This window comes from Solibacillus sp. R5-41 (assembly GCF_002736105.1).
In the GTDB taxonomy this organism is placed as follows: domain Bacteria; phylum Bacillota; class Bacilli; order Bacillales_A; family Planococcaceae; genus Solibacillus.
This window is the reverse complement of sequence record NZ_CP024123.1, coordinates 2,387,108-2,407,377: the sequence shown is the minus strand read 5'-3', so window position 1 is coordinate 2,407,377 and position 20,270 is coordinate 2,387,108. Positions and strand designations below refer to the sequence as shown.

The window sequence follows — 20,270 nt, the reverse complement described above, 5'->3', positions numbered from 1 at the left end:
TTGAACCCACAAAAGAAATGTCCCAGCAAATAATTAGGCTGTTAGTAGGGGAAGGTTATTTAATGAAATCTTCCCCAAACTTGAAATTATAGGTCACCATTAATAATTTTCACCAAAAAGTTAATTTGTCACAAATAGAAGTTTCAATTTCAGATTTCCGGGTATCCTATAAATATACTCATATGAGAAGCTTATGAGTTATAGGTCTCTCCCCCAATAGTAGACTTGAAAAGATGTCCTTTCGCGCATAAAAAGGGCATTCTTTTTTTTGTCGTGAATCGAAACAGATCGCCTCATATTCCATACAAAAAACGCGTTCGAATAGGTAGGGCAGCTCCTACCAGTCGAACGCGTTTTATAATATTCGATTACAGTTTAAAGCGGCTAATAGCAACGGCTAAATCATTGCTTAAACTGTTTAGTTGCTCAGAGGCTTCAGCAACAGATTGAATGGCTTGTAGCTGTTCATCGGAGGAAGCGCTCACTTCTTCACATGTCGCGGCAACGATTTGTGAATTGGTTGCCATTTCTTCGATTGTGGAAATGACGTTTTCTTTGTAATGCATCATCTCTCGAATTTCACTAGCAAGTAATTCAAATGAGTGTTCGATTGTCGTCATTTTGTTGGACAGCTGATTAAATGTTTGCGTTGTTTCTTCTACAACGATGCCTTGCTTGTCGAAGGTTTGTTCCATTTCATGCATTTGTGTCGTAACGGAATGCGATTCGCCTTCTAACGCAGAGATTGTTGCTTTCACTTGCACTGTAGCGGCAGCGGATTGTTCGGCTAGTTTTCTTACTTCATCCGCTACAACGGCAAAGCCTCTCCCATGATCACCAGCGCGTGCTGCTTCTATTGAGGCATTTAACGCAAGCAAATTTGTTTGGGCAGAAATAGCGGAAATGCTGTCTATGACGGATTCAATGGATGTAATTTTCATTTCAAGTGCCGTCACAACTCTAGACATGGCATGTAAGTCATGTTTGGAATGTTCAAAGCTTTGTAAGAGGTCACTCATTTTGTGCTGGCCCATTGTATTTAATTGCACCATTTCTGTTGTTGTTTGCTGAACGGCTTTTGTTTGCTCATGCATTTTATCAATTTCGGCACCTAATTGCGTAGCTTGTAATGTGACAGCCTCCGCATGTACGGAAGATTCCGTAGCGCTTGCGGCGATTTCACCAACAGCTTGCGAAACGAGCATGCTGGATGCGTTTGTTTCTTCCGCCATCGCACTTAAGTGATGCGAACGTTCTTCAACATTCGTGGAGGAGCCCTGCACAACACTAACAATTTCTTTCATATTTGTGATCATATTATTAAAATGATGCGCAAGCCGACCAATTTCATCCTGTGTTTTGACCTGAATATGTACAGTCAAATCCCCATTTGATACACGCCCCATTAATGTTCCGAGCGTATAAAGCGGTTTGATCATCCGTGAAATAAAGAAGTACAACACGATAAAGGTTACGACTAAAATGCAAGCGGTTATAAAGAAAATAATTTTCTGAATGTCCGTAGCGGTTGCATGGAGATTGGCTTCTTTATAAACTGCGGCAACCGTCCAACCAATTTCAGGGATCTTCGAAAAGATAACTGTATTATTTTCCCCATCCATTTTGGCATGTACGACATCATTTGTTTCTGAAGATGCGAGTACTTTAGCAATGGCTTCTTGTTCTTCAATGTTTTCTCCTGTTGCAGTTGGATGAACAATGGCGACACCTTTCGGATCAATGATGATTGGAATGCCTTCATAGCCTAATTCAATTTCTGAAACCATCGCAGTTACTTCGGATAGTAAGATATCTACACCTAAAACCCCAACAATTTTATTGCGATCTTTCACTGCAACGGAAGCGGTAATCGTATAGTTTCCTGTCGCCTTATCAATATAAGGTGAAGACCATTGCACTATATTAGGACTGTGGATACTTTTTTGATACCACGAACGTGTCAGTGCACGAATGTTTTTGACTTCATCAAAATGTGGATAAACTGTAATAGCCTCTTCGTCCGCATAATAAATAGAAGAGGTAGCAGGAAAGCTTGTCGCAAAATTTTCGAGCTGCTTCCTGTAGAGTAAGTCGGCCTCTCCTTTATACGTGCGATCATCTGCTTGAGCAAATTTCTTTACTTCCTCGGAAAGGGACATATTGTAAAGCACTTGTTCATACGTACTTAAAAAGGTTGTGACTGTATTGGATACTTGTGTGACAAGGGCACCACTTTGATCGACAACCGTATCAACTGTTTTATTTTTAATAATGGCAGAGCTAATGGTAGCTAATGAACCAAGCCCCGCAATGACGATGACAACAACGAGTCCAATAATTCGCCATCGAATGGATAATTTCAAAAAAATGCGCCTCCCTATAAAACTGTTGTATAAATGAATCCAATTTTTCTAGTGTTAATTTCAAATTATCATAATTAACTGAAATTTCGGTCATTATGAATAATTTTATAAGAAAATTTTGGATTTGGTAGTATAATAATACTACTAAATTTTTAATATTTCAAATTGTTATTCAACCCAGATAAATTGCCAAATGAATATCAAGTATTTCGAGTGTAAATGAGCTATAATTTAGGTAAGTAACGTGAAACCTTTTGCACGTTAATACGTAAGTATATAATAGACATTTAGAACGGGGGATATAGATGACAGATAATCCATTATTTGATGATTTAGACAAGCGTACGCAGCAACATGAGCAGCCCATCCACGAGGTGACAACGCCAGCACCCGCACCACAAGTTTTAGTGAATGAGCAGGAGTTATCGCAAATTCGCCAACGACAAGAAGCCTTAAAACAACAGCCAACCGTTCAAACATTGGCACAAAAAATCGATGTAAAAAATCAGATTGCTGTATTAGAATTTGGGAAGGAAACGGCTAAGGGCATTTCGACGTTTTCCGACCGTATGCTGGCAACGATTAAGCAAAGCAATTTAGAAAAATCAACAACTCTATTAAATAACTTAAATAAAATTATGGATCGCTTTGACCCAGTTGATTTCAAGGAAGAAGAGAAAAAAGGCTTTCTGAAGAGGCTGTTTTCAAAAAGTAAAGAGCAGCTGGACCGCATCCTTTCAAAATACGATACGATGAATAAAGAAGTCGATGCAGTGTACACGGAAATCCAAAAATACGAAGTAGAAATGAAGCGCAACACGATTCAGCTTGAGCAAATGTATGATGAAAACTTAAACTATTTCCATACATTAAGCGAGCACGTGGCAGCAATTGATCTAAAAGTTACCGACTTGCGTCAAAAATTGCCAGCACTTTCTGCACAAGCAGATGCGGGTGACCATGAGGCAATTATGGAGCTGGAAACGGTGACGCGCGGTATTGAACTACTAGAACAAAGAGCCTATGATTTAGAAATGGCACAGCAAGTCTCGTTCCAATCTGCCCCGCAAATTCGACTTATGCAGCAAGGGAATAATCACCTTATTGGAAAAATTAACTCCGCGTTCGTTACGACAATTCCTATTTTTAAGCAAGGGCTTATTCATGCCGTGACGATGCAGCGTCAAAAATTAGTTTCGGAGTCCATGGCGGAGCTTGATAAACGTACAAATGAAATGCTTGTTCGCAATGCTGAAAATGTTCGCCAAAATTCTGTGAACATTGCACGTCAAGCGGGGAGTCCAAGTATTAAAGTGGAGACAATTGAAACAACTTGGCGCTCAATTATGGCGGGAATTGAAGAAACGAAGCAAATTCAAGCCGAAACGATGCGTAGTCGTGATGAAGGACGAAAACGAATTGAGCAGCTACAACTGGAATATGAAAAACTAAAAAAAATGTAATGTTAAATGCCTAGAAATATCGGAGTTTATCCGATTTCTAGGTTTTTTTATGTGAAGATGTGATTTGCAATTTTAGAAAGAGTTCTTTATAGTTATAACATAGTAAACTTATAAGAATTAATTGTATTCGGTATTCAGAACCTAGACGTAATTGATTCTAGATTTTTTTCGGCGCTCGAAAAACTCTAATAAAAATCTATAGCATCCGCCGGGGGCTTTGGGCCAATACGATGTTGGTCACTCAGGCGTTGTCGCAGGAAGAGGCGTTCTTAGCCAGAGTTCCCCCTATTCAGATTGAGTTTGAACACCCGCTGAATTAAGGTCATACCTGGTAAAAATCCCGACTTGTAAAAGTGGAGGAATTCTGCTGAAGCAAGTTAAATAGTAAAGGAATGTGAAAAGCTATGGCAAATTTACTTGAAAATACTAAACGTTATTTAGCGAATGTGAATAAACTGCCATCATTGGCATCAATGGATTACGATACGGCGAGAAGGATGCGAGCGGCTATGCCAAAAAAACAATTTCACTTGGCTCCGTTAGCAAAAATAGAAGATCGTTTTATCTTCGTTCGTGATGGAGAACAAATTGCCATACGCATTTATACACCTATGGGAGATGGTCCATTTCCGGTGATTGTTTATTTTCATGGTGGCGGTTGGGTTTTGAATGATTTAAATACCTGCCATGAAAGCTGCTCACATTTAGCGCATGTGACAAACCAAATTGTCGTGTCTGTTGCGTACCGGTTAGCACCAGAGTATAAATTTCCGGTGCCTGTAAACGATGCATGGGATAGCGTACTTTGGACGAAAGCACATGCTGAACAATTCAATGGTATTGGCAGCCAAATTTCAGTTGCTGGTGATAGTGCAGGTGGAAACCTCGCAATTGCGGTATGCCAACTTGCAAAAGAGCAGGGAAATTTGCCAATTACCGCACAAATTTTACTTTATCCTGTAACGGACTTGAGCTATGACAGCAACTCCTATACACTATTTGAGAAAGGTTTTGGTCTCGATAAAGATGTGATGCAATGGTTTGGCAATTACTATATCAACGCACAAATTGATGCAAAAAATCCGCTCGTCGCTCCTTTACAATTGCAGGATTTTTCATCGTTACCGCCTGCGCTCATTATTGTGGCAGAAAATGATGTTTTGCGTGATGAAGCCGTGCAATACGGAGAAAAATTACGTGTAGCAGGGACGAAAACGGAAATTTTGACAATGGAAGGCGTTGTGCATAGTTTTTTCACACATAATGACGTGTTTCCAAACCAAATCCAAAACGCCATCGACCAAATTCAAACCTTCTTAGTAACGATCGCTGATTAGATGGAGGAATTGTTGTGCAAGTACTGAGTCGTAAATTTTCAATCGCACTAATTTCAATTGTTGTATGTAGTTTCATTTTAACAGTTATGAGCATTGGCGCTTCACAGGAATTCGATTTAACATTTGGAACATTATGGATGACGTTTATCATTTTAAGTGCACCGATGTTTTTAATTGTAGGCGTCCTTTCTTCGTTTATTTATTGGAAATACATTCGTTCTACGCGCATTCGTTTCATTTGCTATGTTGTAACCGGCACGATTCTCATCATTCCGTATTCGAACTACTATTTTCAAGGGTCGGATGCGCTGCGATTCGCTTTGCTAGGCGCGTGTGGGGCAATGATCTTTTTCGGAATCGAATGGCTGTTCAATCGATATATTTTCCGTGGAGAGCGCCAGCAAAAACGAAAATCATCTTAAATCATGTGAACAAATCCACCACTCTCAATTTATTTGAACTGGTGGATTTTTGTATTCGTACATCAAGTGGGATTAAACAATTATTAACTTCAAAGAAAGTATAATCCATGCGCGTATTTGTCTAAACTATAAAAAATGAGTGATGTTCAATCATGAAGGGAAGACGTTGAAAATGGATGTAAATGTGTTAATGATCGATGAGCTATTAAACATGTCAAAAAATCGTGTTCGAAAAGCAACGGAACGAGATGTCTTAAATATTAAAAATGAAATGCTACTTTTATTAAATGATAAGTTCAACACATCAGAGTCAACCAGCATTCGCACATTAATTAACGAATTACATTATTTGAATGTCTATGTGGAAAAAGAGGATGAGCATAAAATTATTTATTCCTATGAACCGCCAAAATTTTCGACAAAAAGAATTACCATTACAGAAGGTGGATGGATAAAAATTGATAAATAAAGGCTTTCCCGTAACAAATAGCTAATATGCCTATGTAAAATCATTGTCTATCCCTTATCCTGTAAAGCGTGCTAAACTCTTCATAATAGGTTTGAGGAAGAAGGGTATTTGTGGAACGTTTGAAATGGCGATGATTCATAAAAAGCTGCCACCCAAAAGTCAATTTATTGGGATAATAAGTACACTTTTTGGGTTGTATCTACTGTTAACGAACTGTTCTTTACTGCACTATTTGTCAGCTATGAAGCACTGATTTGGGGCGTATTTTTAGGGCTAACATATGCCTTCTATACGCTTTACCCAGCAAGATTAATGACTGAAATCGGTGTCATCACCATCATCGGCTGGGGAATGATTATTAGTGGCACGGTGTTTGCTATCATGGGAACAGTTTGGTCTAGTGATGAATGGTCGCTTTTAGCCAATCCGCTTATTATCCTGTTAATATTGGGCATTAGCATATTTGGGGCAGTGGCGTATGTACTATTTTTAATGAGCTTAAAATACATAACAGCTGTGGAAACGAGTATATTATCAAGTTTTGAACCCCTTGCAGCTATGATCATCTCTGTAATTTGGTTAGGTGCGGTCTTGTTAAAATGGCAGCTTGTTGGCATTATGCTCATGCTCATTTTTGTCGCTTATTTATCGATTTCAGGTGGGAAAAATAAAGAAACAATGGATGCCTAAGTGTAAAAGCTTAGGTATTTTTTTTAGTTATTTTTCAGTAAAAATCAATCGCATGAGGGAGAAAACGGAGGCGTTATGAGAAGGAAATTATAGAAGTCATAAAGCGGCTCGTCCAAATCGATTCGCCGTCGCAAAATTAAGAGCTTCTGGATTGCTGCAAGGAACCCATTCAAAAGATGTTTTTCGATACGTTTCAAGACAGCTTATGAAAATGGTAAACCCTCGCGTATTAGCTCGAGGGTTTAACGCGTTTCCGTAAGGGGGAGCCAAAGTTACTTCCGTAAAAATTTGCACAGGCCCTTTAAATTTTAAGTTTTCTTTTACAGCCTTGATTTTAAAAATAAACAAGGACAAGAGTTTGCCTAAGGAATAAAGTTTAGTTATATAACATATTGTTGCGTAAAGGAAACTTTTTAGGGGGTTAAACATGGATGAACAGAATAAAATTTCTAGGCGTGACATATTAAAGTTGGGATCTGCTGGTGCTTTAGGATTGGCGGGTAGTTATTTTTTAAATAATTTAGCACCTTTTAATCCTGCGGTTAAAGCTCAAACACATAGCCAAAATCACAGTAATATGGATCATAGTCAAATGAAAGGAGATACTACAAAAACCGCAGGCTATAAAATGGCTGAACAGTTACTTACTACATTCAATTATGGAACAGTAAGTAAATTACCAAATGGTCAAACGCTTCGTGAATATGAAGTTGTTGCCATAGACAAAGAAATTGAAATTGCAAAAGGAATTAAATTTCCAGGGTGGACTTATAACGGAACGATTCCAGGACCTACATTTCGTTGTACGGAAGGGGACTTGCTTCGTTTCCATTTTATAAATCAAGGAAGTCATCCCCACTCTATTCATTTTCATGGTATTCATCCACCAGAAATGGATGGACTTGAACCAATTTCCCCTGGGCAAAAATTCACTTATGAGTTTGAAGCTAAGCCATACGGAATACAGGTATATCATTGTCATGTAATACCACTTGCGCGCCATATTCATAAGGGTTTATATGGAAACTTTATTATTGATCCGAAAACACCAAGGGAACCGGCGTTAGAGTTAAATATGGTGATGAATGGGTATGATTTGGATTTAGATGGTGAAAATGATTTTTACACGGTTAATGGGTTTGCATTTGCATTCATGAATCATCCGATTAAAGTGAAAAAAGACCAGCTAGTCCGTATTTATCTCAGTAACTTAACAGAATTTGACTTAATTAACTCTTTCCATCTTCACGCTAATTATTTTACGTATTATCCGACAGGAAGAAATGATAATCCTTCACAATTCACAGATACGATCATGCAGTGTCAGGGGGAGCGTGGCATTATTGAAGTGAGATTCCCCTATAAGGGAAAATACATGTTCCATGCCCATGTCAGTGAATTTGCTGAATTGGGATGGATGGGATTTTTTGAAGCAGAGTAAAGGAGGGTTGGTAAAATGAAAATAAAATGGCTGATTTCAGGTTTAATCCCTTTAGTAATGCTTATTGGAGTATTAGCTTGGGTATTGATAAATGGCTCAGGAATAGAAAAAGATCCCGCTGCACCAATCGAAGTATTAAATATTGAAAGGATTAAAGTAGTAAATGGAGGTTTTGAACTTTCAGTAAGTAACACTGGTCCAGAAACACTTACGATTTCACAAGTAATTGTAGATGATTCTGTTTGGAATTTCAGCGTTTCACCTAACCCTATGCTAAAACGATTTGAAGATGGAAAAGTAACGATTTCTTATCCATGGGTTGCGGGAGATCCTCATGCGATTAAAATTATCACAGAAAATGGCATTGTAACAGAAGGAGATATTGCTGCTGCAACTCGGACTCCTGAAGCTAGTTGGAGCAACTTTTTAAACTATGGCTTTATCGGTTTTTATGTCGGAATTGTCCCAATCACTCTAGGATTATTGTGGTATCCATTTATGAAGCGTTTTAAGCGAAAATGGATTAATTCTATTCTTGCACTCACTGTTGGACTCTTATTATTTCTATTTGTTGGAACACTTGCTGATGGGTTTGAGATGGGCGCTGAAGCTCCTGCCGTCTTCCAAGGAAATATGGTAGTTATAATCGGAGCGGCACTAACCTTTTTACTATTAATCGGATTTGACCAGTATCAGCACAAAAGACAGGAAGCAAAAGGCTATTCACCTATTAAATTAGCACTTCTAATGGCTTCAGGAATCGGACTTCATAACTTTGGAGAAGGATTAGCGATTGGATCTTCCTTTGCACTCGGAGAAGCTGCATTAGGAACATTTTTAATCGTTGGCTTTACCCTGCACAATATTACAGAAGGTATTGGAATAGCTGCACCACTTTTAAAAACAAAGCCAAGTATAAAGGACTTCTTAATTCTAGGAACACTCGCTGGCGCACCTGCCATTTTTGGTACTTGGTTCGGTGGTTTCATATTTTCACCAATCTGGGGTGCCTTATTCTTAGGAATTGGTGCAGGTGCTATTTTACAAGTAATCTATGTTATTACAAGAATGCTCATTGAAGATCATCGAACACATAAAGAACCATCTGTTTCATGGCTAAATCTTTCTGGATTCACAATTGGTCTGTTAATCATGTACTTTACTGCATTCTTTGTTAAATTTTAAGGAACTCATTTAATCATTGGACCTGAACGTGCTGTGCAGCGATCCGGAATATTGTCCGAAATATTCAGCTGAGACTATTCTAAAAGTGATAATAATCATTTATAAGGGAATTACAAGATTTGAATATTAGGAGGGGAAAATTATGCTTCAAAATATTGGTGTACCGGGATTAATACTAATTTTAATCATCGCCCTTATTATTTTCGGTCCTTCTAAGTTACCGGAAATCGGGAGAGCATTCGGCTCAACATTAAGAGAGTTTAAAAAGTCTACCAGAGATCTTGTAACAGACGACATAGAGTCAGAAACAACTAAAAAGAAAGAATAACTAATCAAATTAATTAATAGTAGATGTAGGTTCTGGCTTACATCTTCTTTTTCATGGAGGGATTAGATTGGGAGATGAAAACATGCGCTTAGTTCAGCACCTTGAGGAATTACGTAAACGCATTATCATCACTTTAGTCATCTTTCTGCTGACTTTAGTTCTAACATTAATTTATGTCCAAGATATTTATCATATAATCGTTCAAGAATTGCCATTTAAGCTGGCTCTGTTAGGACCAAGTGATATCATACTCGTTTATTTAATGATTGCCAGCGTTGTTGCTATTACAGCTACTATACCAGTTGCCGCGCACCAAGTTTGGCTGTATGTACGTCCAGCTTTAACACAAAAAGAACGCAGAATTACAATCGCTTATATTCCAGCACTATTTATTCTATTCATATTAGGAATTAGTTTTGGTTACTTTATTTTATTGCCTCTTGTACTAAATTTTTTAATGTCACTATCAAACGACATGTTTACTACGTTCTTTACAACAGAGAAATATTTCCGATTTTTGCTTCATATTACATTACCTTTTGGATTTCTATTTGAGCTGCCTGTTGTCATTATGTTTTTAACAAGTTTAGGAATTATAAATCCATACCGTCTGCAAAAAATCAGGAAATATGCCTACTTTATTTTAGTCATCGTTTCAATTTTGATTACGCCGCCAGATTTTCTATCAGATATCCTTGTGATCATACCTTTATTACTCTTATATGAGAGTAGTATCAGTTTATCTAAGATTGTTTATAAACGACAGCACAAGGGAGATAAATAAAAAGCAATTCATAGTATTAATAAAACTAGTGGGGATGGATGAGATGTTTCTATTAATTAGAAGCATCTCATTTTATCGTAAATACACGAAGACCTTTTGTGTATATTAACGGGGAAAAGATGGAAACTTTAAATATTCGTTAGTTGGCACATAAAGATTTAGGATGTATTAAGGATCTACCTAAATATTTTGATGAAGTAGTTACTGGAATCAGCATTCTCGATTTGATAAGCTTACGATAATAGCAAACCGTCACGATTTAACTTGAGGATTTAACGCGTTTTCAAAAGGGGGATTAATATGACAACTTCGACTTTAGCAAAGTGGATGTTGCAGTCCAATTCAACGGTCATTTTAACTGGGGCGGGAATGTCAACTGAATCGGGCATTCCTGATTTCCGCTCGCGCACAGGTTGGTGGAAAAATATCGATCCGCGAACGGTTGCATCTGTAGAAAGCTTGCAGCAAAATTACGAGCTGTTTCGGGAATTTTATCAAATGCGAATACTAAGCTTAACGAACTGTGAACCGCATTCAGGGCATGAAATTTTAGCAAATTGGGAAGCGCGGGGGCTCCTAACACTTATTGCGACTCAAAATGTGGATCGTTTTCATCAGCAAGCAGGGAATGGGGCAGTAGCTGAGCTGCACGGCAATATTGTTACGATTCGTTGCCAAACTTGTGGGAAAGCACTTCCACTTGGTCATTTTATGGATAATGCCGTGTGTACGTACTGCAATGGCAAGCTTCGTCCAAACGTCGTGCTTTTTGGTGAAGCATTGCCACAGCAGGCTTGGAACCGTTCGCTCCATGCAATTCAAAATGCAGATGTTGTCATTGTCATTGGAACAAGTTTAGAAGTGTATCCGGTCAATCAATTACCCGCGATGTGTCAAGGAAGGCTCGTGTATATAAATCTTGATGTATCGGGTAATAGCAGAAATTTTGATTTAATCTTACAAGGAACGGCTGGAGGAGTGCTTGCGGAGATAGACAAGTACTTACGTGAACTTATTGCTGAATAATGTTGATGAACTTTTCAGCACCGTAAATTCTATAAATCGTATTTGTATCGTTTACATTCATAATGGTCGCTGTGTTATTTGGGTTTATCCATAAGTAATAATTGTATTTCCCTAACTGTAACTGATAGTGTGGGTCGGCTATGTCTACAATGCCGGCCATTTTTTTCGCACGGTTCACTGCATCTGTAATTGTTAAAATGTCATCTTGATTTGAAATTACTTGAAGGGTATTTGGCTTTTGTTCAGAAAAGCTAATCATTTCATGAATTTCTATTTTATCAAAGTTATTTGTTGAAAGGTCATTATTTTTACAGGCGGCTAAGCTGAATGAACAAAGTAATGCTAAGATAAGTATGTTGAACTTCATTTATTTCACCTCTTATTTGATTAGACGTGGAAATACTTGTAAAGTTACAATTTCAAAAATGCAATTCCATCTAATCACTTAACATAGATTTAACACATACCTAGCTAAACTTAGGATATTGAGGTGATTTTTAATATGAGAATTCTTGTTGCTGAAGATGAGTTGGATTTACAGGAAGCGATCGCTGAGGGACTTCGAATGGAAGGCTATGCAGTGGATACTTGCGGTAATGGAGAAGATGCCTATGAACTGGCATTTGTTGAAAAATATGACTTAATTATCTTGGACTTAAATCTTCCGAAAATGGACGGATTCCATGTGTTAGAAAAGATAAGAGAAGAAAATGAAGAAGTAAAAGTTTTAGTACTAAGTGCAAGAAGTAGTATAATTGACAAAGTGCAAGGCTTAGATATGGGGGCAAATGATTATTTAACGAAGCCATTTGACTTTGCGGAACTGGAAGCAAGAATACGAAATTTATTACGACGGAAATTTGTGCAGGAAAATAGCCTTTTAACTTGTGGAGAAATCAATATGGATTTAACTAAACGCAAAGTATTTGTGGGTGCGAATGAATTGCTCCTAACAAAAAAAGAGCTCGCATTACTGGAATACTTCTTACTTCACCAAGAGAAAGTAGTTAGCCAAGAGGAATTGATGGCACATGTTTGGGATCAACATGCCGATAGTTTTAGTGGGGTTGTTCGCGTGCACATCGCCACATTACGCAAAAAACTAAAAGCGCTTTTAAAGAATGATCCGATACGGACAAAGATTGGTGAAGGTTACTATATTACAAAAATTGATGGTGACGCTTAATGTTTAAAAAAATGCCAATTCGGCTACGACTTACAGCTTTGATGGTTATTCTATTAACAATTTGCTGTGTAGGGCTTACCGTCATTTTAAATTTCTCAGCCGGTATTATGGCAACGAAAATTGATGCTGTTGCTTTATCCCCTGCACAAAATACGGTTGAAAATCGTGATAATTTTGAAAATGTTCAAACGCCGTCAATTGACCCTATGATGACAACACCGTCCATAGAGTCACAACAAGCAAGAACGGAATTTCAATTTGAAAGTGTCATTTATTTACTATTAATCATTGTTTCTGGTGGCGTACTGACATACTATGTATCCGGAAAAGTGCTAAAACCACTAGATACATTAAATCGTCAAATTAATAATCGATCGGTGCATAATCTAGCAGAAACAATGGAAATACCCCCAACGAATGATGAAATTGCCGAGCTTACGCAGTCTTTTAATGAAATGACAGATAAGCTAAATGATGCTTTTCTAATGCAAAGCCGCTTTACTGCCAATGCAGCACATGAACTCCGAACGCCACTTGCCGTTTTAAAAACAAAGGTAGATGTATTTAAAAAGAAAACCTTCCATTCTACCGATGAATATGATGCACTCATTACCATTTTTGAAAAGCAAATTCAACGATTATCTGAGCTTGTCATTGCCCTTTTAGAGATGACAAATATGAATGATGGATTTGAAAAGGAACCGATTTGCTTGAAGGATGTTTTACAAGAAATGATTGCCGAGCTTGCTCCTATTGCCGATGAAAAAAAGGTTCGATTATATTTGGAATGTGATAATACCGTTATTTACGGAAATCCAAACTTACTTTATCGCGCATTTTATAACCTTGTTGAAAATGGCATTAAATACAATGTTGACGGTGGTAACGTAATGATTCATGTGAAATCGAATGACAGGCAAATAATGGTTGCCATCAAAGACACAGGTATTGAGATCCCTGATGAATTGAAAAATACGATATTCGAGCCATTTTACCGGGTAGATACATCACGCTCTCGTGAAACGGGCGGGGTTGGACTTGGACTTTCTATTGTGCAAAGCATTGTAACGAAACACAGGGGAACGATTAAAGTTTCAAATAATGAAGACGGCGGTACATGTTTCGAACTTACATTTAGTAAAACAAATTAAGAAATTGAAAAAGGCATAACAATAGCAATAGAAGGTAAATAAAGTTTGATAAAGAAAGCTTTTTTGTAAAGTGATTCTTAGTTCTACAATCGGGCGCTTTTCTAGAGTAATGAAAAATCCAATTTCTCAATTTTAATTTTGAGAAATTGGATTTTTTAGTATTGTACTTTCTTTAACGCTGTAAATGAGATTTCCTGACGCTACCCCTTATTTTAAGAAAAGTATACTAGAGATGGAAATACTTATTGTAATAATTTGGGGATATTTTCTACTAGGGAGTTCCTTCGCATGAATATTTCTTCAAGTATTATTAATAGCACTTTAGCAGCACTAGCGAAAAATTTTAATAAGAAAATACACACAGTTGAATATTTGAAAGATGCCAGGTACTAAACAATTCGAAATCCGATAAGAACCTGGCACTCATAGTAGTCTTATATGAATTTTACCTTATCCTCTATCGGGAGGCGTGTTGTTTGATAGGCTGGTGCGTTTTCTTTGCCTAGCGTAATCAGTACAATTGGGAAATAACGGTCAGGTACATTGAAGCTCTCCGAGAATTTAACTTTATCGAAGCCGCCCATTGGTCCTGTAGCGTATCCCCGTTCCTTAGCGATTAACATAAATTGCATTGCAGCCAGTCCGGAATCGAATGTTGCTAAATTCTTGCGTGCTTCTTCTGGTGCATATGGATAGGTTTTTTTTGCATTGCCGACTAGTACTTCTCTTCTGGCGTCATCAATATATCCTGCTTCAGACATGCTGTCATAGACAGAATCGATATTATTATGAAATTCTTTATCTCCTAAAACTGCAATGACAGCTGAAGCCGTTTCAATTTGTTCCTGATTATACGCAATCGCTCTCAAGTCTTTCCTCACTTCGGGATTTATGAAAACGATAAATTCCCAAGGTTGCAAATTGCTTGTAGAAGGTGCAAGTGTTGCCACCTTCAACATTTCTAAAATCTCTTCTTTATCAATAATAAAGTTTGGATCGTATTTTCTTACCGAACGGCGTTCTTGAATTAATGTAGAAATTTTTTCGGACAATTGAATTCCTCCTATTATTCGAACTAATTTTTAGTAAGTACAATTACAGCATACTTTTAGTAAGTTAGAACTGTCAAGTTTTTCGTAATATGGTATGATGAGGAAAAATACAAAAAGAGGTTTTGGCTAATGAACAGGAATGGAATAGAGCGGGAGCCAAGCATTGAATCATCGTGCCAAATGTATCGGCTCGCAATAGAATTTATTGGAAAACGCTGGACGGGAATCATTATTTATCAATTATTCGAAGGACCAAAGCGCTATCACGAATTACTTAATGCGATAGATGGAATTTCGGACAGGCTGTTAACGGAGCGATTGAAGGAATTAGAAATAGAAGGTTTGCTTAGGAAGAATGTCATTGCAGAAGCACCGAAAAAGGTGGAGTACGAACTGACACCCCCGGGTTATGAGTTCATAGAAGTATTCAAAGCGATCATGGCCTGGGCGAGGAAAAAAGAAGATTTTTTGAAAGACCGAAAGTAAGCAAAACAGGAGTGCCGGGTTTATAAATTTCATACCTTTGAAACAAACTATCGGTGTTTGTCAATATAGTCTCGCATTTGGCAAGTATACTTTTCTAAAAATCTTATTTCAAAATATAGAGGATCATGTTTTCTGCATTCTTCCCTAGTGATTTGAATCGAAAGTATGATTTTTCTTTTGGTTCAAATCACCAGGGAAAGGGGTTGTTTACGGCATTATCAATTCTTCTGTTTGCACTCTCGGACAAAGCAACCTGTTTCGTTCTCTCGGGTGGATTACTATTTTTAAAATACTATAAAATATAAAACAATCTTACTGAAGGAGGAAGTAATTTGTCAAAAATAGCAATTATTTCAGATATTCATGGTAATTTAACTGCATTAGAAGCGGTACTAAAGGATATTGAAAAACGTGGTGTGGACAAGATATTTTGTTTAGGAGACTTGGTAGGCAAGGGGCCACGTGGTTCGGAATGTATTAAACTTGTTAGAAAGCATTGTGATAAAGTCATTTATGGGAATTGGGATGTGTTTATCCGAGATGAGACAGATAACGAAATTATTAAGTGGTTTCAAACTCAGCTAAGCGAAGAGGATTATAACTACCTGGCTTCCTTACCTTTTCATATTGAATTTGAGTTAAACGGGAAACTAATTCGTTGTTTTCATGCATCACCGAGGAGTGTTTTCGAGCGAATTGCACCTGAGTATCATCCAATAGAAGAGTGTTTGTCGCTTTTTGAAAATAGTGAAGAAACCGAATCTCATCAATTAAAACGTACCCCAGATATTGTTTTTTATGGCGATATTCACTTAACTTTTTTAAGAACTTATGAAATCGGTATCCTCTGCAATGTGGGTAGTGTAGGTTTAGATGTAATTGATGCTACATATGTTATTGTTGATGGTTCGTATGGAACTAATTCGATTAATTTTATACGTGTTCCGTATGATAGAGAAGCCGAGCTTAGCGCTGCGAGGGAACTAGGAATGGTAGGATATGAGCAATATTATAAAGAGATTATGTACGATCAATTTGTGGAAATGAAAAAATAATAACGGAAATGTGCCTTTTAGAAGGAGAAGGATACAATAGATGTTGTTAATATGATGCGTTTATTTATAGGCAAGCAGTATTAATGTTGATTTTATTAGCTATTTGGTTTTTAACTACAATGTTACCAAGATAACGTGTTACGGCATGTTATGGGATGATTAAACTTTCCAGCGTTATTGAAAAGCTAAGCAGAAAAAATGACGAAACTTTTTTATAAAACGTTATCTTAAATCTTTACATAAGAATCCCTTTTGAGCAATATTCACTCGAAAGGGATTTTTATATTTTATAATAAAATTCGTATTTCGAGGTAATTTTAATCAAACCTTATTTTATAGCAACAGTTTGTAAGAACAACTTTTTATTTATTTTCAATATCAAATTCCCTTAACAAGGATTTAACATAGCTTGTTATACACTGGAGACATCCATTAGGAAAGATGCAGCATTGTATCTAAAGATTATTGGGTAGAAGATAAAACATTTTAGGAGGAATTTATTATGAAGAAAAAATTAACAATTACATCGGTGATTCTAGGATTAAGCGTGGTTGCTGGATCGGCATATGCAGCGAGCAACACAGATATTTGGAGCGCGAAAAATACGAATGGAACAAGCACAGTACAAGCAGTTTCAAGATCAACTGCAACAATGAGTAAAGAAGAAGCAATTAAATCAGGCGAATACACAGACTACGCACAAATGGCAAAAGACAAAGGCATTACAGTAGAGGAACTATTTGAACAGCTTGAAAAAGAAGGCAAGATGACAAAAGTAGTTCCGTCAACGGAAACTGTGAAAGCTGAAGGGGAAATTGAATCCCCTAAGACAGATGGATCAACAGGAATGGTTCAATCAAGTGAGCCAATAAACTTAGAAGAAATGGCGAAAGAAAAAGGGATTACGGTAGAAAAACTAATCCAACAACTTGAAAAAGAAGGCAAATTAACAAAAGCTGCAGAAACAACTGAGTCAATGTCAGCAACACCAAGTAATAAATAAAAGTATAGTAAAGTAAAGGCTTTGAATGACGGTTGTTACCGTTTTCTCAAAGCCTTTTTCATAGTAGATTTTTGAAAAGTAGTGGAATTAACAGGGGTTTAACACAGCTTGTTTTACACTAGCGATATCCAATTAGATTGAATTGCGTTAATACTCTTTATTATTATGTTGAGCGTTAAACTTATTAACACTGAGCCTGCCGTTGCATTAAGGAAATAAAGGACACCTTGCAAAATTGAAATTTAATTTATAATTACAGATCTGAAATGTTTAAGGTATTAATTAATCGTTCGAGCGAATAACTGCAAAAATCCACCACATTAACCATTGTTAATGTGGTGGATTTTATTATGCCAACTTACTTCGCACAAATAATAAAACTGTTTAACGAATGGATGGCAGCGGTTTGGTCATTCATTAGTTGGCCATAGCTTGTGACGATTGTTTGGAATTTGGCAGGGGCTTTTTGAAATTGCTCTAGCACTTCATTCGCATAATCTACTTCCCAAGCGCCGTCTTGTAAATAAGTGGCATCGATTATTTGCTCAGATTCAATCGTAAAGCCGGCTTCGATCAACAGTTGCTCTATTTGTGCTTTATGGAATAAGTTTTGAATATTTCCTTGACCTTCAAATAATGCTTCATAAAGAGCTAAAATACTCGCTGCACAAAAATGAGCTCGTTGAGAAGGGGAGGTATAGTCAAGATCCCATTCAGCAAAACAGACACGGTCGGCAACAGATTTAAGCTTTTTGAAGTAGGCCAATAAGTCATCCGGCTTGTGAAAATACCAAGAACAGTGAGATAGCACGGCAACATCAAATTTTTCGTCCATGTCTAGCTGTAAAAAATCCGTTTCAAATTGGAAGTGGATGCGTTTTCCAAGTGATGAATGGGTAATGGCATCGGCTGCTTCACCAAGTGTGATCGGTGCACCATAATGAGGTGAAGCAAGATCAATCGCAAAAATCGAACCCGTTTCCCCAACGGTATCGGCTAATGCAACTGTAGTATCCCCTTGGCCACAGCCGATTTCTAAGATGCGCATCCCTTTCTGAATTTGAAAAGCCTCGACAAGTGCCATGCGGTGTTTTAGCTGGGTACGCTGAATTGTATCGTCGCCAATTATCTTCATGCATTGTATTAAATGGTCCATTTTTATTCGCTCCTATTATCTATAGGATATCTTTTAAGCCATAAAAGCGTTTTTGGTGTTCTTTTAATTCTTTTTTCACGTCGAGTAAGTCCGCTTCGAGCTTTGCAATGTCTTGACGCATTTGGATGCTTGATTTTGAATAATCTGAGCGCTCGTGATTGAGTTCGCTAATCCGGTCTTGAATGGCTGCGTAGCGCTGTTGCTCTGATTGTAAAATCGCGCAATCCATTGCAAGAAATTCAGTAACAAGTTGATTTTCCGTTTGCTCGACATCTTTTTCAAGTGAGCGAATTTCGTTTTTATAGGAATTTTTATCAAAGGCCGAAGTTAACGTATTCCAAAAGCCGGATTGCTTAGAATTGCTCATCATTTGGACTTCTAATGACGCTATTTGCTCCTTTTTACTCGCCGAAATTTCTAATAAACTTGTGTAAAGAGCGGATTGCTCACCAGGCTGAATACTATAAATCATTTGCTTGAACGAACGGTGCAGATGCTCCATTTCACTAATCAAATGGGCAATGTCCTTTGAGATTTCACTTGATTTTTTCTCTAACGCACGCGCATTTTTTTCATTAAATGCAATTTCTTTTAATAATCGGTGTAGCTGCGTATTTTGTTCATTTTGTTTCTCGCGTTGATGCTGCCAGCGGGCAATAAATGCCTGAAGATTTTGCTGTTCTACTTCCTCATGTCCAATGCCAACAATTAAAGGTAAGGTCATTTGTAATAGGACAACAGGTACTAATTTTTTGCGTAAATGTTTATTTTGACGGGTTATTAACCAGCCACCACCACCAAGTGCAAGTGGAATAAGGACAAAAGGATTGATAATTAAGGATAAAAGAGTTGTTGCAAATGTATACACCCCAAATGGGAGTGTCACACCAACAATTGCCATCGACGTTGCAATCGCAGTCGTTAATGTTGTATACGCAGCAAAGCCAGCAACTTCAACAATAATGGAGAGTACGATAACGGAACCTTGTGTCACCATTATTTGTCGGACCGTTTCATTAGTTAAGTCATCAATATTGAGTTTTTCTTTTAATTGCGCCTGTTTTTCAGCTGGTAATTCCATTAAAAATTGATGAATCTTCTCAGTGAAATTATTACGTTCTTTTTCATCAAACTCTCTAAATTTCCCATCAAACGCTGAAAATAATTTTTGCATTTGATAATGAATCATAATTTGAAGTGCTGTTTTATCACTGGCACTATGTACAAATTCCTTATATTCCTTCTCATCTTTGAGCATTTCCTCATGGGCACTTTGAATAATTTCTGCACATTTTTGTTCAATTTCGAGCGCTGAATCATATTGGCTGCCTTTTAACTCATAGATTTCAGTGAGCTTTAAAAATAAATCAATTTGTAGTGCTTCATCCGAAATATGGGTAAGCTTTTCAATTTCTTTTTCGAGTGAAGCATTAAAATGATCTACGTCTTTATTAAATAAATCTTTCGTTTTCGCGCTAATTAAGCTGACGATGTTTGTTTTAAAGAGCAACGAATAAATCATCCGTAACTCTTGTCCTTTTAGCTGGACTAAAGAAGATGTCAGTATTTTACCATCCATGTTCATTCCTCCTCTATGTATCTCTATTGTATGATGAAATGAGCGGACTAGCATTATGAATTTTCTAAAATAGGGAGAAATCACTGTAAAAATT

Annotated in this window: 20 protein-coding genes; 15 read left to right on the top strand and 5 right to left on the bottom strand. The window is 37.3% G+C overall.

Annotated elements, in window-relative coordinates; translation table 11 throughout:
• Positions 1-368 precede the first annotated feature (368 nt).
• Positions 369-2,363 carry a methyl-accepting chemotaxis protein gene (locus CSE16_RS11645; protein WP_099424058.1) on the bottom strand — a complete coding sequence of 665 codons (1,995 nt, stop codon included), beginning with the start codon at positions 2,361-2,363 and terminating at the stop codon, positions 369-371.
• A gap of 305 nt (positions 2,364-2,668) precedes the next feature.
• Between CSE16_RS11645 and CSE16_RS11640 the strand changes: the two genes are divergently transcribed.
• The 10 genes from CSE16_RS11640 to CSE16_RS11595 all read left to right on the top strand — a co-directional run bounded on the left by CSE16_RS11640 (position 2,669) and on the right by CSE16_RS11595 (position 11,508).
• Positions 2,669-3,826, top strand: a complete 1,158-nt coding sequence (locus CSE16_RS11640) for a toxic anion resistance protein (protein ID WP_099424057.1) — start codon at positions 2,669-2,671, stop codon at positions 3,824-3,826.
• A 404-nt stretch (positions 3,827-4,230) separates the two neighbouring features.
• Positions 4,231-5,163: an alpha/beta hydrolase gene (locus tag CSE16_RS11635; RefSeq protein ID WP_253896072.1), complete on the top strand. Its 933-nt coding sequence runs from the start codon at positions 4,231-4,233 to the stop codon at positions 5,161-5,163.
• Between the two features lie 14 nt (positions 5,164-5,177).
• Complete coding sequence (locus tag CSE16_RS11630; protein WP_099424056.1) at positions 5,178-5,585, top strand: hypothetical protein; 408 nt, start codon at positions 5,178-5,180, stop codon at positions 5,583-5,585.
• Positions 5,586-5,757: 172 nt separating this feature from the next.
• Complete coding sequence (locus tag CSE16_RS11625; protein ID WP_099424055.1) at positions 5,758-6,054, top strand: hypothetical protein; 297 nt, start codon at positions 5,758-5,760, stop codon at positions 6,052-6,054.
• A gap of 162 nt (positions 6,055-6,216) precedes the next feature.
• Positions 6,217-6,744 carry an EamA family transporter gene (locus tag CSE16_RS11620; protein WP_371514653.1) on the top strand — a complete coding sequence of 176 codons (528 nt, stop codon included), beginning with the start codon at positions 6,217-6,219 and terminating at the stop codon, positions 6,742-6,744.
• Positions 6,745-7,171: 427 nt separating this feature from the next.
• Positions 7,172-8,185 carry a multicopper oxidase domain-containing protein gene (locus CSE16_RS11615; protein ID WP_099424054.1) on the top strand — a complete coding sequence of 338 codons (1,014 nt, stop codon included), beginning with the start codon at positions 7,172-7,174 and terminating at the stop codon, positions 8,183-8,185.
• 15 nt (positions 8,186-8,200) lie between these two features.
• A complete protein-coding gene (locus tag CSE16_RS11610) occupies positions 8,201-9,370 on the top strand; it encodes a ZIP family metal transporter (RefSeq protein WP_099424053.1) in 1,170 nt (389 codons plus the stop codon).
• A gap of 142 nt (positions 9,371-9,512) precedes the next feature.
• Complete coding sequence (gene tatA, locus CSE16_RS11605; RefSeq protein ID WP_099424052.1) at positions 9,513-9,698, top strand: twin-arginine translocase TatA/TatE family subunit; 186 nt, start codon at positions 9,513-9,515, stop codon at positions 9,696-9,698.
• Between the two features lie 82 nt (positions 9,699-9,780).
• Positions 9,781-10,482 (top strand): twin-arginine translocase subunit TatC, encoded by a 702-nt coding sequence (gene tatC / locus CSE16_RS11600; protein ID WP_371514652.1) that lies wholly within the window; start codon positions 9,781-9,783, stop codon positions 10,480-10,482.
• Positions 10,483-10,782: 300 nt separating this feature from the next.
• A complete protein-coding gene (locus CSE16_RS11595; RefSeq protein ID WP_099424050.1) occupies positions 10,783-11,508 on the top strand; it encodes an NAD-dependent deacylase in 726 nt (241 codons plus the stop codon).
• Here the strand turns inward: CSE16_RS11595 and CSE16_RS11590 are convergent.
• On the bottom strand, positions 11,495-11,875 hold the full coding sequence (locus CSE16_RS11590; RefSeq protein WP_099424049.1) for a YhfM domain-containing protein: 381 nt from the start codon (positions 11,873-11,875) through the stop codon (positions 11,495-11,497). The two genes, CSE16_RS11595 and CSE16_RS11590, sit on opposite strands and share 14 nt — an antisense overlap.
• A gap of 135 nt (positions 11,876-12,010) precedes the next feature.
• Between CSE16_RS11590 and CSE16_RS11585 the strand changes: the two genes are divergently transcribed.
• Both CSE16_RS11585 and CSE16_RS11580 read left to right on the top strand, forming a co-directional pair.
• Positions 12,011-12,694, top strand: a complete 684-nt coding sequence (locus CSE16_RS11585) for a response regulator transcription factor (RefSeq protein WP_099424048.1) — start codon at positions 12,011-12,013, stop codon at positions 12,692-12,694.
• Positions 12,694-13,845 carry a sensor histidine kinase gene (locus CSE16_RS11580; RefSeq protein ID WP_099424047.1) on the top strand — a complete coding sequence of 384 codons (1,152 nt, stop codon included), beginning with the start codon at positions 12,694-12,696 and terminating at the stop codon, positions 13,843-13,845. The genes CSE16_RS11585 and CSE16_RS11580 overlap by 1 nt, the downstream gene beginning before the upstream one ends.
• Positions 13,846-14,279: 434 nt before the next feature.
• On the opposite strand, the gene CSE16_RS11575 is transcribed toward CSE16_RS11580, so the two are convergent.
• Positions 14,280-14,897, bottom strand: coding sequence for a nitroreductase family protein (locus CSE16_RS11575; RefSeq protein ID WP_253896071.1), 618 nt, complete (start codon positions 14,895-14,897; stop codon positions 14,280-14,282).
• A 129-nt stretch (positions 14,898-15,026) separates the two neighbouring features.
• Between CSE16_RS11575 and CSE16_RS11570 the strand changes: the two genes are divergently transcribed.
• The 3 genes from CSE16_RS11570 (at position 15,027) to CSE16_RS11560 (ending at position 17,441) form a co-directional block, all read left to right on the top strand.
• Complete coding sequence (locus tag CSE16_RS11570; RefSeq protein WP_253896070.1) at positions 15,027-15,383, top strand: winged helix-turn-helix transcriptional regulator; 357 nt, start codon at positions 15,027-15,029, stop codon at positions 15,381-15,383.
• A gap of 332 nt (positions 15,384-15,715) precedes the next feature.
• Complete coding sequence (locus CSE16_RS11565; protein ID WP_099424045.1) at positions 15,716-16,438, top strand: metallophosphoesterase family protein; 723 nt, start codon at positions 15,716-15,718, stop codon at positions 16,436-16,438.
• A gap of 502 nt (positions 16,439-16,940) precedes the next feature.
• On the top strand, positions 16,941-17,441 hold the full coding sequence (locus tag CSE16_RS11560) for a hypothetical protein (RefSeq protein WP_099424044.1): 501 nt from the start codon (positions 16,941-16,943) through the stop codon (positions 17,439-17,441).
• A 358-nt stretch (positions 17,442-17,799) separates the two neighbouring features.
• On the opposite strand, the gene CSE16_RS11555 is transcribed toward CSE16_RS11560, so the two are convergent.
• On the bottom strand, positions 17,800-18,597 hold the full coding sequence (locus CSE16_RS11555) for an SAM-dependent methyltransferase (RefSeq protein ID WP_099424043.1): 798 nt from the start codon (positions 18,595-18,597) through the stop codon (positions 17,800-17,802).
• Positions 18,598-18,616: 19 nt separating this feature from the next.
• Positions 18,617-20,176 carry a hypothetical protein gene (locus CSE16_RS11550; protein WP_099424042.1) on the bottom strand — a complete coding sequence of 520 codons (1,560 nt, stop codon included), beginning with the start codon at positions 20,174-20,176 and terminating at the stop codon, positions 18,617-18,619.
• Positions 20,177-20,270: the final 94 nt, after the last annotated feature.

Coding starts and splice junctions, on each gene's coding strand:
- CSE16_RS11640 (WP_099424057.1), top strand. CDS start 2,669: ATGACAGATAATCCATTATTTGATGATTTAGACAAGCGTACGCAGCAA.
- CSE16_RS11635 (WP_253896072.1), top strand. CDS start 4,231: ATGGCAAATTTACTTGAAAATACTAAACGTTATTTAGCGAATGTGAAT.
- CSE16_RS11625 (WP_099424055.1), top strand. CDS start 5,758: ATGGATGTAAATGTGTTAATGATCGATGAGCTATTAAACATGTCAAAA.
- CSE16_RS11615 (WP_099424054.1), top strand. CDS start 7,172: ATGGATGAACAGAATAAAATTTCTAGGCGTGACATATTAAAGTTGGGA.
- CSE16_RS11610 (WP_099424053.1), top strand. CDS start 8,201: ATGAAAATAAAATGGCTGATTTCAGGTTTAATCCCTTTAGTAATGCTT.
- tatA (WP_099424052.1), top strand. CDS start 9,513: ATGCTTCAAAATATTGGTGTACCGGGATTAATACTAATTTTAATCATC.
- tatC (WP_371514652.1), top strand. CDS start 9,781: ATGCGCTTAGTTCAGCACCTTGAGGAATTACGTAAACGCATTATCATC.
- CSE16_RS11595 (WP_099424050.1), top strand. CDS start 10,783: ATGACAACTTCGACTTTAGCAAAGTGGATGTTGCAGTCCAATTCAACG.
- CSE16_RS11590 (WP_099424049.1), bottom strand. CDS start 11,875: ATGAAGTTCAACATACTTATCTTAGCATTACTTTGTTCATTCAGCTTA.
- CSE16_RS11585 (WP_099424048.1), top strand. CDS start 12,011: ATGAGAATTCTTGTTGCTGAAGATGAGTTGGATTTACAGGAAGCGATC.
- CSE16_RS11580 (WP_099424047.1), top strand. CDS start 12,694: ATGTTTAAAAAAATGCCAATTCGGCTACGACTTACAGCTTTGATGGTT.
- CSE16_RS11570 (WP_253896070.1), top strand. CDS start 15,027: ATGAACAGGAATGGAATAGAGCGGGAGCCAAGCATTGAATCATCGTGC.
- CSE16_RS11560 (WP_099424044.1), top strand. CDS start 16,941: ATGAAGAAAAAATTAACAATTACATCGGTGATTCTAGGATTAAGCGTG.
- CSE16_RS11555 (WP_099424043.1), bottom strand. CDS start 18,597: ATGGACCATTTAATACAATGCATGAAGATAATTGGCGACGATACAATT.
- CSE16_RS11550 (WP_099424042.1), bottom strand. CDS start 20,176: ATGGATGGTAAAATACTGACATCTTCTTTAGTCCAGCTAAAAGGACAA.